Below are 14,752 nucleotides of genomic sequence, written 5' to 3'. Positions count from 1 at the left end.
AAATTCCCGACTTCTCTGAGAAATCGGGAATCTGAGGCTTCAATTTTCACAAATCAAATAGGATTCATATAGCGATTTTGATAGTAAGCCAAAATTTGGTTAACTCGCTGCCGACTTTCTGAACCAGAATTTGCTGTCCACGAGATGGACAAGCTACCAATTTGACTTTGATTGTAATCAAACTGTTGGGATGACTGGGGAATTAAATCCACGTCTACCCCTTCCACTTGACGTAAATGAGCTGCTATCTCTCTATAGACAGCTAAAGGCAAACCAGGAAATTGAATTTTTTCTTTAGTCTCCATCTTTATGAAGCTCCAACACTTAAAGGATTCAATGGGGGCGTTGTCACTGAAACAGGACTGCCGGTAGCAGATGCAGCTGACGGCGTTGAGTTTACAGGCCCTTCCCCTACCATTTTGGCAACTTCGATACCAAATTGTTCAAGAATTACAATCGGGTTGGAACCTCCATTCATTTCAATCCGTTTAATTAGTACACCATTGGCTAATCGCTGTCCCGCTTGCACATAGCGACTCGTCGGCTCATCAGGTACTTTGATAATTGCCTGTGGTTCCTTACTAATCAGAACTACACCAGTCACAATAACTGCTCTTGCTAACTCAGGTTGGGCTGGTGGTGGCAATACAGATACTAAAGTAGGGTTGGGAACAACTTGAGGCAAAACCTTGGGTAAGACTGAAGTAAAAGTCAGATTGACTTTTTTGGGTACAGAAGCAATGTTATTTTTCTTCTGATTTAAAGCTACGTTGGGTGTTGGAAGTTTCCGTATTGCTATTGATGGAGTCGGTAGTTTAGGCAATACAGGAACAGGTCTTCCAGGCGTTGTAGAAACTCCGGGAACCGTCTGCCCTAAAACTTGTGCAAACGGGTCAGTGCGGGTTTTTGATATCTGAATTAACCGTTCCCGCTCTGTAGCATTAGTGGATTGAATCAAGCTAGCAGATGCAGGGGTAACTTGTGAAACCTCTTTGGCAGGTATCACTGGATTCTTAAAGGATTGAGCCGCCGATGGCGACTTTGCGGCTATTTTGGGAATCGGCGCAGGATTGATGGCTTGTGGTGTATCTTCAGAAGCACATCCTGCGATCGCTAAGGTTAAAATAGCTGCAATTGTAATTGTTGAATTTCTGCCCATGAGCTGTTCTCAAAAGCCATTGGAAAATTGAAAAGTGGAAATCTACGAGCCTAAAATTTGTATCAAAGGCAAAGTATGTTCCCTTTATAACCTAATTTTTTATATTTCAAGGGTTATTTTTAGCACTAACAACCCAGCATAATTGCGGCTTGGTGTTTTGTAGTTAATCCTCTGCTACACCCATAAGCTGTTTCATCAAATCTAGACCTTTCTTGACTCTCCGAGAAACTGTTACGACACTGATTCCAAGATGTTCTGCAACTTGTTTTTGTGTTAAATCTTGTAAAAACACGCATTCCAGCACATCGCGGGTGCGTTCTTCGAGCTGAAGCAATGCTTGTTGCAAGCGAAGTTGGTCTTCTTGTGCCAATTGAAAGCTACGATAGTGAGGGTCTGGAACCAATTCACCCAAACAGGTAGAGCCTTCTTCTCCATCTTGGATTGGCACATCCAGACTCAAGGGAGCGCGATTTATCCACGCTAATTTAATTTCTTGCCACTCGGTTGCAGAAATTTCTAGTGCTGTTGCTAATTCGGAGTCTGTTGGTTGACGATTATGCTTTTCACGCCAAGAACGTGACACTCCGATTGCTTGCTGTTGCAGTGCTAACCACTTCCGAGGAATTCGCACGGTGACACCTTTATCTCGGAGATAGTGTTGAATTTCACCCCGGATATAGGGAAGAGCATAGGAACTAAAGGCATGTCCCTTAGAAAGTTCAAATTTTTCAATTGCTCTGATTAAACCCAAACATCCAACCTGGATCAAATCATCGTAGGTTTCATGACATTGATTCGTCCAGTAGTGAGCTTCTTTTCTCACAAGTCCAAAATTGAGTTTTACCAGTTGATTGCGAATATTTTCTGACCGAGATTGCTGATATTCTCGCAACAACTGCCAAATTTCATGCTTTAGTTCATTGGTGGCCGTGGTAGTCATAGCACCGTGTTTATTGAGTAAATTAACAATCAACTACTCACTTTTAAATTCAACTGCGATCGCACGATATTAAAAACAATATTGCGCTATACGTAATAGCAAATACTATGGAAAATAAGAGCATTTTTTCTCAAAAAAAACTCCATAGAATTGCTTGGGAATCGAGCAAAATTTAAATGGGCGAAATTGGTATTTAGTTTGTTATTTATCTTGGGGATAATCTGTAGCTGTTTTTAGGACTACATAGAAATAAAATATAAAATTAATCACTAAATATCAAACCGAGATTGTACTTAAATTTAATTAATTAATGGTGAAGCTAATTTCTATAGACAAAACAACATTAGTCGGAATTATATTGAATAACAAAAGCTTGATTTCCAGTAAAATTACGTGTCAATTCAACTAAGATTCATCCAATAGTTAAAAATTACTAATAATATTTAGAGAATAGTATGTATATTTACATAAGCCAGTAGAACAAAGGGAAATCTCGCCCTTTGTTCTACTGAAGAGGTCTTGCAGGGCAAAACATCACAAACCCAAGGATATTACAGCTATTTTCAGGTAATATAGACCACACCGTAGGGGCAATTCATGAATTGCCCCTACGACAGATGTGGTTCAAATACATGAAAACTGCTGTAAGCTGTAAGCTTTAAACTTTCCCCCTATTTCTAAAAAAGCTATCTACCCCCCTGAAAAAAGGCAGGGCTGTTTCATTCTTTCAAAGCCTCCTGAAAAGCTGGGGACAAGGGAAGAAAAAATTTTTCTCTTGTCTCTTTTCATCTTTGTAAGGCTTCTATAGGAATGAAACAGCCCTGAAAATGGGGGCAAATAAGTTAACTTTTGTGATGAAACCTGATGCTTACAGAATTGTAGTTCTGAATGCCAGTCAGTTATCTAACTCCAGAGAATTTAGCCACGATTTGGTTCAACCCGTGCAAAAAATAGACCGCGAATCTTGACTTCTTTCGGTTCGCCAGCACCTAAATCTGTATCAGATGGCTGTTCGCTCTCGAAAGTACCAGCAATTTCACCACTAGAGCTGTCTATTTTAGCGATTTGCAGAGAAATCTTACCATTAAGATTTTCAGCACGCTTGACGTTAGTGCGGGTAAGTTCTTCATCATCCGCTTGGGCGGGGAGAGCTACAGCATTATCGTAGCCACTAACAACACCACGACCTTTAGGATCTAGGAAAGCAGCACCACGATAGGAAGGAACTTTAAAGGTGCCTTCAAAGTCCGTAGAGGTGTTAATACTGCTCAAACTGGGTTGGGTTTGAGCAACTAAGTTTTTGATGGTGAAGAGGAAAGGTACTCGTTCACCACCAGGAAGTTGCACAGTGATGGCTTGAAAGTCAAGACCATCAGTTTCTTCAAAGGTCAGGCTATTATCTGGGTTGATTTTTAGGTTGCCTTGCACCTGGTCAATGGTAGAAGTGTATCTGGTCAACAATTTACCAGCAACAAATTCTGCTTCTTGGCGTTTATTAGCAGGTTCTTCTTTGATGAAGAAGCTAGTTGGTTCTAAGCAAAGTTCTTTGATGGCATAAGACTGGCTAGCATCAATGGGAATAGAGCCACGGCTTGTTTCTGCTAGTTGGGGGCATTTGTTTGCCAAGCCAGTCCCACGAATTTGATCGTAAGTGAGTACATCTCTACTACTAGTAGCAGGAGCATCACTACAAGCAGTTATTAACCCCAGGCACAAAGCCAAGAATGCAACAATTAAAGCGCGATACCTCATGGTCAACCTCAATCTCAAAAATTAATATCTAAGTTGTAAAACTGCATCGAAGCTTTGATTTATTGACGAGAAGCCATCCTCGATCGCACACTGCGTTACTCTGATTGCCAGAGTTGAAAGAAGTGTCCGGGTGTATGAGGTTGGAATTCGCCACTCAAACTTTTCTCTGCTAAACGTAGTTAAACGTGTCGTTGGGGTGTAAACCCTAGACTAAGTAGCACACTCTATCCATGTTGGATGGGTGTAGCTAGGGGAGTAAAAAACCAGCAGTTTTACTGTTGGTAGCATTTGTTAGAGTTGGGCGGGTGAATGAGTAAGCGCTACAAGTGCTTGTCTCAAAGAGTGCGAAGAGGGGTTTTTGGTTCGCACTTGGCTTTTGCCAATTGCAAAAGCGGCATCGCCCAAGTCTTTTTGTATCATGTATGTGACGCTACTACATACAGCCCATTGTTTGATGGGTAAATTAGCCAGATCATACGATTTTTTTTAACTCAAAATCAAAGGACTCAAAATCCAAGAAAGTCTTGTCTCGATCGCATCTAGCTGCTGGGGAAGCTATGCTAAAGGTTACTATGCTCTTTTGGGAGCGATCGCAATTGCTTTTAATAATGATACAAATCTAGTTATATTCACCCCTTACTTAGGCAGTGAGGCGATGGGGAAACGAGGTGAGTCCAGAAAAATCCATCTAGAAGCCTCCAGAATGTTGATTTTCTTTACTCCTTGTCTAGAGTAACGACTGGCAAACTAGGGAAAATTAAAAATCTCCGGTAAATTTGAGTTGACCTCATTTATACGGAAAGGTTGGCATGAACGGTAACAAAAATCTGGAATCAGGGGAATTGTCTTATAAGGTGCAAGCGATCGCAACTGTTGTCTATGATGCAGTTCAGGGTTGTGAAGGTGATACAATAGCCCTTTTAGCTTTGCTGCGGCAATTGGAACTGTTACATCGAGAGATTCGGGATGGGGTTTTTCAAGAGAGTTTGCCTGTTAACCGTCGGCAACTGTACTCGCTGCTGAAAGATATGGAGTCTGAGGGAGGCTGGCCTTACATTGAGCGGATGAGACTACAAGCCTTTTTAGCAAATTTTCCACCAGAGGCTCCCGAAGAAAATAACCACGAAGTTTTGGAGAGCGATCGCTCCTTCGGCTGATGAGCTAGAAAATTATTTTCTAGTTCTGAATTAATGAATTAATCATCTATAACTTGCCTCATCAACCGCTAAACCAAGAGCGGTTGAGGATTGAGGCTTTAATTTAATTCGTAATTAAAAACGGTTTTTACTGGTTATACCATGACAAAGAAGGCGATCGCGCTCTTCAAGATTGCGGTTGTGTTTGAGGTAATCACCTACCCAGTCGCAACCACGAACAAGCAGATCCTCAAGATTTAAATTCCAGAGAATTATCGTGTTGTCATCACTAGCTGATGCTAATGTTTGACCATCTGGGCTAAAACTCACACTTAATACGGCAGCGCGATGCTCATTAAGACTTTTAATTAATTTACCTTCACGGCTCCAGAGTTTCACTGTACCATCCCAATTAGCGGCGGCAAGCAATTCGCCATTAGGACTGAAAGTGACAGCATTGACGCTATCGCTGTACCCTTTTAACAAGGTTTTTAACAAAGTACCATCCCGTCGCCACAATCTTACGGTGTTATCCCAACTGGCAGAAGCCAGCAACTCATCAGTGGGACTAAAGCTGACACCTAACACCCAACTGTTATGGGGCGAGAAAGTTTTGAGCAAAGTACCATCCCGACTCCACAGTTTCACAGTTTGGTCATCGCTGGCTGAGGCTAATATTTGACTATCAGGACTAAAATTGACGCTATTGACCCAATTCTGATGCCCGACTAAGGTTTTGAGCAACTTCCCCTGACGGTTCCAAAGTTTCACCGTTTTATCTTTGCTAGCTGATGCCAAAAACTGACCATCGGGGCTAAAAGTCACGCTCATCACACTATCGCTATGTCCGTGGAGAGTCATGATTAAAGTACCGTCAAGCCGCCAAAGTTTCACAGTTTTGTCATAACTTCCTGAAGCCAACATTTCACCTTTTGGGTCAAAACTGACACTAGGAACTTGATTTTTGTGTCCCACTAAAGTTTTGTAAAGTCGAGTTTTAACCTGGCCATTATTGGTGTACCGTTGCCAGAGTTTTATGGTGCGATCGCTACTACCAGAAGCTAGCATCTGACCGTCAGGACTCCAAGCAACGCTCAAAACTCGCTTCTGATGTCCTTGAAGAATAGACGGTGTTGGGGCATTTAAACTCCACAGTTTCACGCTTTTGTCAAAACTTCCTGATGCTAGCAATTTGTTATTTGGACTGAAAGCGATACCGGCGACAGCAGCGCTGTGTCCTTTAAAAGTTTTGAGTAAAGTGCCAGTGATACTCCAGAGGTTTATGGTTTTGTCTTGACTTGCCGAAGCTAACATTTTACTATCTGAACTAAAGCTCAAACTCCATATTGTCTTTTTATGCTGCCGTAAAGTTTTGTAAGGACGAAAATCAAAACCGTCTTTAGTACTGTTACTTTTCCAGCGCCAAACTTTCACTATCTTATCTCGACCTGCTGAGGCCAAAAACTTCCCGTCAGGGCTGAAAACAGCTATATTTACAGCCTGTTGATGTCCCTGCAAACTTGTAACGAGGCTCCCATCCCGTCGCCAGATTTTCAATGTCTTATCATCGCTGGCTGAGGCAATTAATTGGCTATCGGGACTGAAGTTTACCCAGTTAACCGACCCTCGATGTCCCCTCAGTACTTTTACTAAGCTGCCATCTTTGCGCCAGAGTTTTATGGTTGCATCCTTACTGCCTGTAGCTAACAATTCGCCATCGGGACTGAAATTAACACTATAAACAGAATCTCCGTGCCCTTTAAGAATCTTATCTGGCTTAGGGTCAAATTTACCTGTAACCGGGTTTTTGTGCCAGATTTGCACTGTTTTATCGACGCTGGCAGACGCTAGGCTTTGACCATCAAGGCTGAAACTTACACAGGTGACAGCATCAGTATGACCTCTGAGGGTTTGGAGTAAGGTACCGTCAGAACGCCAAATTTTTATCGTCTGATCTTGGCTACCTGATGCTAGAGTTTGACCATCTGGGCTAAAAGTTACTCCCCAGACAATATCAGTGTGCCCTTCTAGGCGGTTAACTTCCGTTACTCCATAAACTGCCTGTTGGAGGGCTGTCACTACCCGCATTCGGGTGTCTGGTTCTACCACATCTGCCTGTTTAAGTTCTCTCCAAGCGCGCAAACTTTCTAATAGAGCATCAAACTGTTTATGAGATGCAAATAGAGCTTCACTAGCAGCAGTTATTCCACTAATCCTCAAGTTAGTTTCACCGTGTTCAGCTCTTAGAGTTTGGCTAATTGCGGCTCTTTTTTGCAAGTCAGCTTGCCACCACAATGCTGCTATTGTTCCCCCCATGATTGCCAACATTGCGCCGACTATCCGTGCTTCTCGCAGTCGCCGTTGCAATACCAAATTAAGTTGCTTTTGACTAAGTTGTTGGGCGACTTCTGCTTTAGTTTTTTCAAGTTTGATTTTTTCAAATTCAGCGAGCATCCCATAGTTGTTTTTTTGGCGGATTGGTTCAACTAAATAATCGTGAACTAGCTGATAGCGATCGCCTAATTCTTCTCTGACTCGCAACACTAACCCTGAACCAACCAATATTTCTAAAATCAGTTCGCCAACTGTGTCAAAGATTGATATTGTATCTATATCATGATTATTAACTAATGCAGCCGCTAAATCAGTTTTGGTTTTTAAAGGTCGCGTGCCTTTTTCATCAGTTAGCTCAAATAATAATTTCCAACTTAATTCTTCATGCTCCTGACCGCAGTCTTTGATGACTTCTCCAAGCCAGCGTTCGACCAATTTTGCCGAGCCGCCACAAAGCTTGTATTGTCCAAGGGTAGTAATGTTTTCTATTTGGAGTTGAGCGCCAACTATTTGTAATTCAATTGGATGTACTTCGTCTAGTTCTCCTGTCAAATCTTGGACTAATCGGTTAATTAATTCATCACTCAGTTCATAATGTGAACGTTGAGTCAGACTGTGAATTATGGCTTTAGCATCCTGGCTAGAGAATTTTCCCAGATAGTAGCGAATGTCTTTATCGAGAATATTTTTATTAATTACGCCTAAATCATATAGTCCAATACTATTTTTTTGGCTCAAACGTTCAAATTCTAACAAATGATGTAAATAATCTTCTCTGAGTGAAAGAATAATTTTGACGAATGAAATATTTAAACATTCACTAAAAAACTGGTAAAACTCTATTCGTTGCGTGGGAGGATTACTAATAAAGAAAAATTCTTCAAACTGGTCTAAGATAATAATTATTGTATAATTTCGCTCGGTCGCTAGCCGAATTTTTTCTAGTAGTATAGTGGATGTAGATTCAAGATTAACCGATATTCCTGTGTATGCCAGCGCTTGGTTTATACTACTGGTCAAGACTGTGAGCCAATCAGTATAAACAGACAGAACAATAGGTATAGGAATGCGTTCACCGATAACTTTTCCTTTTAGTGCTGGGACTAAACCAGCTTTGAGAATTGAACTTTTACCCACACCGGATGGCCCATAAATAACTGTGAGTTTGTAGTCAGCACGAGTAATTCTTTCAATCAAACGATTGACATCTTGTTGCCGTCCAGAAGCAGATATTTCTGGAGCGATTTCTTCAGGAATATAGGGTATTTTGTGAGGTTCTAGTACTGGGTTAATTCGAGGGCGTTGCGGCTGCAATTGACTTGCGCCAATGAAGGCACGAAAGCCATACTGATGTTCTATTTGAATTTTTTCTTGCTTGAGCTTAAAGGCTTCTGTATAGTCACGGCGCTCAAAAAAGTAAAGCGATCGCAGTTCCTCTAAAATCTCTAAATAAAGTGATGGCTGATGTTGTAGCTCACAAACTACCTTCGCCCATTCCAGGTTATTGATAGCTTCCTCTGATTCACCTAGATGCCTCTGTGTACGTGCAAGCAAGAGCAGATACCAACTTTCTTGTCGTCGCGTTCGCAAAGCATCTCGCAGAGAAACTTCTGTTGCTTCTTCGGAGATAGAAAGTGCTGTATTCGCTAATTCATGAGCCAATAGCCAATTTGACTCAGAAGCTGCCACATTTGCCAAAAAACCATAATTTTGAGCAACTTGTGCCGGGGTTCCATAGATTTTATGTAGATGTAATGACTTTTGAGCTAATTTTTTTAAGTCATCCCAAGCTTGCAAACGTTGCAGCATTTCACAAGCAGGTAAAATAAATTTAGCAACTAAGTCTTCTCTTTCTACCCCCTCTAATACCTCCAGGCATTGTTTAAACCAGAAGAGAGCATGTTCGCAATACCTACTATTACTATTGTGGTATAGGTCTGCCATTCGGTGATAACACAGTCCCAAATGGAATAGTACTATTGCTTGCTTAAGTAAAGGCGAGGAAGGAGTAGTGTGAGAAAATGGCAGGGGAAAAGAAGAATGACTCTCCCATTCTCCAACTCTCTTGTTTTCCTGCTGCCATAACGCTAGGCTTCTTTGATAATTAGCTAAAGCACCATTAATTTGATCGTTGGCGTATTTATCTCGCCCTAACACAAATTCTAAACTAGCTTCTAATCCTGGTGTTAATTGAAGACCATAGAGACGCAGCAAATCATTCCGGGCTGATTCTATTTCGTGGCGGTGTTGAGATTTGGGATCTAAATCTAAGGAAGCATTAGATAAAAATGTTTCAGCACCTGCTTCTAAAACTTTGGCAAATAGAGATTCTGCCTCTTGGTGGATTAAGGCAATTAAATCTACTTTTGCCATTTCAAACTTAATAGTGGTTGCAGCCCAACTTTTAAAATCAGGTGCTAATCTGGACAGCAATGATGCCACTTCATCTTGTAACCACAACACTACTGGAAATGGAAAAGTTGCAGCATAGATATCTCGTGCTTGGTTGATGCCTGTTAGTAAGTTTTCCAGGTCGATAGCTGACTCAATACCGAAAACCATCACAGCCGATGGTAAAGAGTCTGTAAGCACGGCAGGATTATCTAAAGATAGGTCTGAAATTATGGTGTTGTGTAAGGAAGTAGTTGATGGATTGATAACTACTTCTCTGAAATTGATGTCTTTGGTGATGGAGCGAATGTTCTCTAACATTTGCTCGCGTAATTGCCTATAGTTACATCGAACTAAAATTAGAGCAAATTGGCCTTCGGAAAGTGCGATCGCTCTAATCAGTCTTTGCAAAGTATGCTGATTTTCTTTGGTGTAGACGCGTAACTGATTGTCATTAGTCATTGGTTATTGGGCATTGGGCATGGGGCATTGGGCATGGGGCATTAGTGATTAGTTCAATGAGAAAGCATAAAGGACTAATGACTAATGACAATTAACTTACCCAGCACTGCTACTTCTTTTGTTGCCAAGCTAAAACTTTTTCTGTTTCTCCTAATGCTGGACTGATGCCAAACCAGCGTCCTATAGGATCGCGATATTCAAACAGATACATGCTTCGTAGTAAGCTCTGGTAATCAGACTCACCTTTAACTCTCTGCTGCTGCACTACTTCAAACAATAATTCCCACTGGGATTCATCAATAGCTAATAGCAGATCGTCGCGGTAGTCCTTAATCACGGCTTCTAAGCAGTCCCTAGAAAAAGGCGGATCTTGTCGTTGCAGACAGCTATAGAGTAAACCCAATAAGTTACGAATGTGACCACCACTAACGCGACATATCCGATCCAAGGTTTGGGAATCATCAAATAATTCTGTAATTAATGAAAGCCTTTCATTTAAGGGAACTTCTGGAAAAGCTCTTGCTAAGACTAACTGGCGCACCAGTGACATTCCTGGTTCGTAGTCACTGCCATCTCTTTGTCGTACTAATACCATCGGCAGTACTTTTGGCGCAATCCCTCCCCCCAGGCGATTTTTTAGTGTCTCGTACTCATTGGAGAAAATTAAGGTTAGGGGAATAGTGTAAACTAGGTGGCATTTGAGTCGGCGTAACTGTTCGCCTCGGTCGATAAAAAGATATTCTGGTTGCGATCGCCCTGATGCTAAGGGACGCATATCTACTCGATCCAAATTATCTACGATCACTACCAGTCCTTTTTGACCTCGCAGCTTTAACTGTTCAACAGCTTTTTCTAAAATTTCTTCGTTAATCGCTTGCAAAATACTATTGGTACGTGGTTCCAAATATTGCCTCAGTTGATTCCGCATTTGGGTGCTGTCTTTAGTTTTGGCAGTAATTTTGGCAATTCCCAAGGATAACTCTGCTTGTCCAGAAAGCTCTATGGGGCTTTGCAAAAAGTCGCCTACTTCTTTAAACAAATTGGTAAAGTAACCACCTTTGAGTTTGATGTTAATCCCTTCTAAACTAGCACTGACTTGACGGGCTACACTCAGCAAAATATCGCTGATATCAATATCCGCCATATCTAAATCTTGACTTGACTCAAAATAAACTACATGAAATCCGGCTGATTCGAGTTCTGTCTTGAGGCGCTGCAATTCTGTTGACTTACCGCAGCCAATGTGACCCGTAAATAACTGACAGGTTGGTTCATCAGGAGAAATCCGAACTATAGTCCGTTGCAATTCTTCGACAATCTTGCAACCACGGACATCAGCAAAATCTATGTAGTACTGGCGATCTAGCACGTTACTTATATTAAGCGTGTAACTTGGGTTACATGCTTTATAAAAACGTGATAAATTTAATGTCGTTTTCATGTATGTAAAGGTGTATGTAGATGCAGTTTAATTCGTATTTTTTATACCAATAATCTCTAGCCTAGATAATAGGCACACGATTAATTCGCAAGTTGGTTGTATCTTGCAAAAGACAGCACTTATTACAGAATCGCTGTCAGTAGTATGGTAGAGATTTAATTGACCCTAATAAGCTTAAGCATATCTGTCCTTTTTACACTTGCCATTGAGGTTTTGACAATCTCTAGCTTTTTTTGACTTGGCACAAACCTTGATGGCTGAGTTAATTAAGTAAAAAAAGCTACTACATTGTATAGTTCCCAGTTTGAATAGTTGATGATGCAGGACTGGTATGAATTATAGCAATTGATACAGAGATTAAGAAATACTTGTTTATCACTTCACATTCTATTTGTCAATAAAATAACATCAGAAATATTTAAATCAATATTTTACGCCTGATGTGAATTAGAAGCGCCTCTGATCCCACAAGGGTTTCAATACTTAATTCATCAGTAGTCGGACAAAAATATTTACAGTCATTGCGAGCGATCGCACAGCGTCTCCAAGAGTTGCAATCCCAGCCCAAGCGATTGCTACCCTTCTCCTGACAGGAACGCTCCGCGAACATTCCGCTTCCCTCCATTCGCAATAACATTGTGTAATTAATTCTGTCTGACTACTTATTCAGCGTGTTTTGTAATTTTTAGAGAAAGAACATTTGACGATCGCTTGTCAAAAAGACAACGGTGAGTTAAGAATGGACACCGGAAACTTTAATAGGAAGGATGACTAGCGCCACGTTCGTTGTGTAGTTACTGTAAAGTGTTACTAAAAATAAAAAAAGTCTTGAGGAGAGGGGCTAAGGGACGGTAACAGTGTTTACTGAAATTAATAACGATCCCATCGGATGAAGAGTGCTGAGTTAAAAAATCGCTATACCACTTGCTTTATACTGGGAAACCCCAAGTTGAGCAACAAAACAGTGGGGCTTGTACTAAGTACATCAGTACAGAATGTTTTTCTTCACTCAACTTTGTCAAGGAATTTGGACTGTAAGCAGAAAGAGGTTTGAATGGCTGGCATAATATCAGTTTCTCGCACCGATCTAGCCCAGCGTCGTAAGAAATTACGTCGGCAGAGGCAGATGAAAATTATTCAAGCTATTTGGCGAACTTTTGCAATTACCGGTTTTGCCGGTGGATTGCTGTGGGTGGCAGTTCAACCAGTGTGGGTGCTAAAAACTCCCAAACAAGTAGTGATGAAATCAGGCAATCAATTACTCTCGGATGAGACAGCTAAATCACTGTTGGCGCTATCTTACCCTCAATCTCTGTGGCGGATAGAACCGGAAGCGATCGCTAACTCTTTGAAAAAACAACCAACTATTGCTCAAGCGATCGTTAGACGTCGCCTATTTCCTCCTGGATTAAATATCGAAATCCAAGAAAGAGTCCCTGTTGCAGTGACTCAAACAGCAAGTGGGCAAAATCAGGACACTGGCAACAAAAAAATCACGATCGGCTTACTAGATGCAAGTGGAGCCTGGATACCTTTAGAAAAATATACATCATTACATCCCACTAGAAAATTACCCAGCCTCAGAGTCATGGGAGTGCCCAAACAATACTGCCCCTATTGGACTCAACTTCATCAAGCTATTAGCCAAAGTCCCATCAAAATTATAGAAATTGATTGCCAAAATCCAGCGAATTTAGTTTTGAAAACAGAACTAGGAAAGGTGCATCTCGGCGTTTTAGGTTCCCAGTTACCTGAACAAATTAAGGTACTCGCCCAAATGCGCCATTTATCAGCAAAACTCAATTCCGAGCAAATAGAGTATATTGATCTGAAAAATCCCGAATTTCCCTTAGTACAAATGAACCAAAAAGACCAAAAACTAACTCCCAAAACCCCTAAAAACATCTAGCGTGTTTAATGTATTGATAGCTCTTGGTAAATTAAGAAGCTTTATGCTGATAAATAGATTTATTATTTTCAGTTTTCCAGCAAACTGCACGAAAATCGGCATTAACTTCTAAATTAAAATGAGAAGATCGATCATAAAGTCTCTGTTACAAGTAAAAGACCCTCAATTGCTACCCTAATATCTAAATAGGGTGCAAGATGTCGGACAATTTAATGATGGTCTATGGTATGCAAAATGCCTTCTGCCCATACATTATTTGACCGAAGAGGCGGAGGGGCAGGGGGCAGGGAGCAGGGGGAGCAATAGAAGAGTCCCGAAGCCGTGAAGCGGAGCGGAACATGGGTATCAAGCCCCGCCCTGGAAGGGCGTTCTCGATTGGTCGGAGTACAAGCTCCTTCCAATCCTCCCCCTGCTCCCCGCTCCCCTGCCTCTTTTGACTAAACCCAGTGGGGGAAACAGAAAAATGCTTGAGTTTTTCATTAAGATTCAGACTCAGAAGCAGAGGGCACTGATGAGAATGGTTTACACCGCCATCCAAGTGCCGAGCCAAAAACGCTCTAACTTTGGTCTGTTGAGGATACTTCCAAAGACAGTTGATCGAAGTTTGAATGTGTAAAGGAATAATGCTGCCAAAGGTTGCGTAACCATTGCTTCTGGGCAATCAGTTTGGACTATTTTATGCTGTAATTCATATTGAGTTACAAAACCTCTAGGAAAATCTTGATTTTTTGACCACATCAGTGAGGGTTCTCGTAAGATAGACTATTCCCCCAACAAAGTGTCCATTAAGACCCCCAAACAACAAATTAATCAGGTATAGTCTGACAAGTAAATTCTTGCTTCCTTCAATCTTAAGGATAAGTAAGTATAAGGTAAGTTTTGTGCCTAAAGTTGCAGTTATCTCCAATGGTTAAACCTATTAACAATATTATTGAGGCAGATAAGATGCGCTGTAGTGTGTCTTTACAAGTTATGCTCTCTGCCCAGAAGAATGAAGAGATTGATGTCTGGTTGAAGTTATACAGGTCATTTTTAGATAAATATAGGTATACTTCTCTAGAATTGACTGTGCGATCGGCTGCGTTAAAAGCTTATCCCATAGCAAATTTTCGCACTGCCAATTCTGTTAGGCTTGGCAGTAGTGAAAACAATAAAAAACAGTGCCATAGTATTGTGGCAGTGTCAAACTATAGTTGACTCTTAGGTGAATAGCACCTGAAAAAGTCGT

11 protein-coding genes are annotated in these 14,752 nt (G+C 41.2%); 3 read left to right on the top strand and 8 right to left on the bottom strand.

Going from position 1 to position 14,752, the window contains the following annotated elements; genetic code table 11:
* Nucleotides 1-53: 53 nt before the first annotated feature.
* From GTQ43_RS27780 to GTQ43_RS27765, 4 genes are all read right to left on the bottom strand, one after another.
* A complete protein-coding gene (locus tag GTQ43_RS27780) occupies nucleotides 54-305 on the bottom strand; it encodes a hypothetical protein (RefSeq protein WP_265275898.1) in 252 nt (83 codons plus the stop codon).
* A gap of 2 nt (nucleotides 306-307) precedes the next feature.
* Complete coding sequence (locus GTQ43_RS27775) at nucleotides 308-1,159, bottom strand: hypothetical protein (RefSeq protein ID WP_265275897.1); 852 nt, start codon at nucleotides 1,157-1,159, stop codon at nucleotides 308-310.
* Nucleotides 1,160-1,322: 163 nt separating this feature from the next.
* The gene (locus GTQ43_RS27770) at nucleotides 1,323-2,099 is read right to left on the bottom strand and encodes an RNA polymerase sigma factor SigF (protein ID WP_265275896.1); all 777 of its coding nucleotides are present in this window, start codon (nucleotides 2,097-2,099) and stop codon (nucleotides 1,323-1,325) included.
* Nucleotides 2,100-3,017: 918 nt separating this feature from the next.
* Nucleotides 3,018-3,851 (bottom strand): photosystem II manganese-stabilizing polypeptide, encoded by an 834-nt coding sequence (locus tag GTQ43_RS27765; RefSeq protein WP_265275895.1) that lies wholly within the window; start codon nucleotides 3,849-3,851, stop codon nucleotides 3,018-3,020.
* A gap of 809 nt (nucleotides 3,852-4,660) precedes the next feature.
* Between GTQ43_RS27765 and GTQ43_RS27760 the strand changes: the two genes are divergently transcribed.
* Complete coding sequence (locus tag GTQ43_RS27760; protein ID WP_265275894.1) at nucleotides 4,661-5,008, top strand: hypothetical protein; 348 nt, start codon at nucleotides 4,661-4,663, stop codon at nucleotides 5,006-5,008.
* Between the two features lie 114 nt (nucleotides 5,009-5,122).
* Here GTQ43_RS27760 and GTQ43_RS27755 read toward each other — a convergent pair whose 3' ends face one another.
* The 3 genes from GTQ43_RS27755 to GTQ43_RS27745 form a co-directional block, all read right to left on the bottom strand.
* Nucleotides 5,123-10,174 carry a hypothetical protein gene (locus tag GTQ43_RS27755; RefSeq protein ID WP_265275893.1) on the bottom strand — a complete coding sequence of 1,684 codons (5,052 nt, stop codon included), beginning with the start codon at nucleotides 10,172-10,174 and terminating at the stop codon, nucleotides 5,123-5,125.
* Between the two features lie 109 nt (nucleotides 10,175-10,283).
* Nucleotides 10,284-11,615 (bottom strand): KAP family NTPase, encoded by a 1,332-nt coding sequence (locus GTQ43_RS27750; RefSeq protein ID WP_265275892.1) that lies wholly within the window; start codon nucleotides 11,613-11,615, stop codon nucleotides 10,284-10,286.
* Between the two features lie 418 nt (nucleotides 11,616-12,033).
* Nucleotides 12,034-12,225: a hypothetical protein gene (locus GTQ43_RS27745; protein ID WP_265275891.1), complete on the bottom strand. Its 192-nt coding sequence runs from the start codon at nucleotides 12,223-12,225 to the stop codon at nucleotides 12,034-12,036.
* 444 nt (nucleotides 12,226-12,669) lie between these two features.
* Between GTQ43_RS27745 and GTQ43_RS27740 the strand changes: the two genes are divergently transcribed.
* Entirely contained in the window at nucleotides 12,670-13,524 is an 855-nt protein-coding gene (locus GTQ43_RS27740; protein ID WP_265275890.1) for a cell division protein FtsQ/DivIB, read from the top strand.
* A gap of 522 nt (nucleotides 13,525-14,046) precedes the next feature.
* On the opposite strand, the gene GTQ43_RS27735 is transcribed toward GTQ43_RS27740, so the two are convergent.
* Entirely contained in the window at nucleotides 14,047-14,262 is a 216-nt protein-coding gene (locus GTQ43_RS27735; RefSeq protein ID WP_265275889.1) for a hypothetical protein, read from the bottom strand.
* Nucleotides 14,263-14,430: 168 nt separating this feature from the next.
* Here GTQ43_RS27735 and GTQ43_RS27730 point away from each other — a divergent pair, with 168 nt between their 5' ends.
* A complete protein-coding gene (locus GTQ43_RS27730; RefSeq protein WP_265275888.1) occupies nucleotides 14,431-14,721 on the top strand; it encodes a hypothetical protein in 291 nt (96 codons plus the stop codon).
* Nucleotides 14,722-14,752 lie beyond the last annotated feature (31 nt).

Origin of the sequence: Nostoc sp. KVJ3, from assembly GCF_026127265.1 — a bacterium.
In the GTDB taxonomy this organism is placed as follows: Bacteria; Cyanobacteriota; Cyanobacteriia; order Cyanobacteriales; family Nostocaceae; genus Nostoc.
The sequence above is the reverse complement of the archived record's forward strand: the minus strand, read 5'-3'. Positions and strand labels throughout refer to the sequence as shown.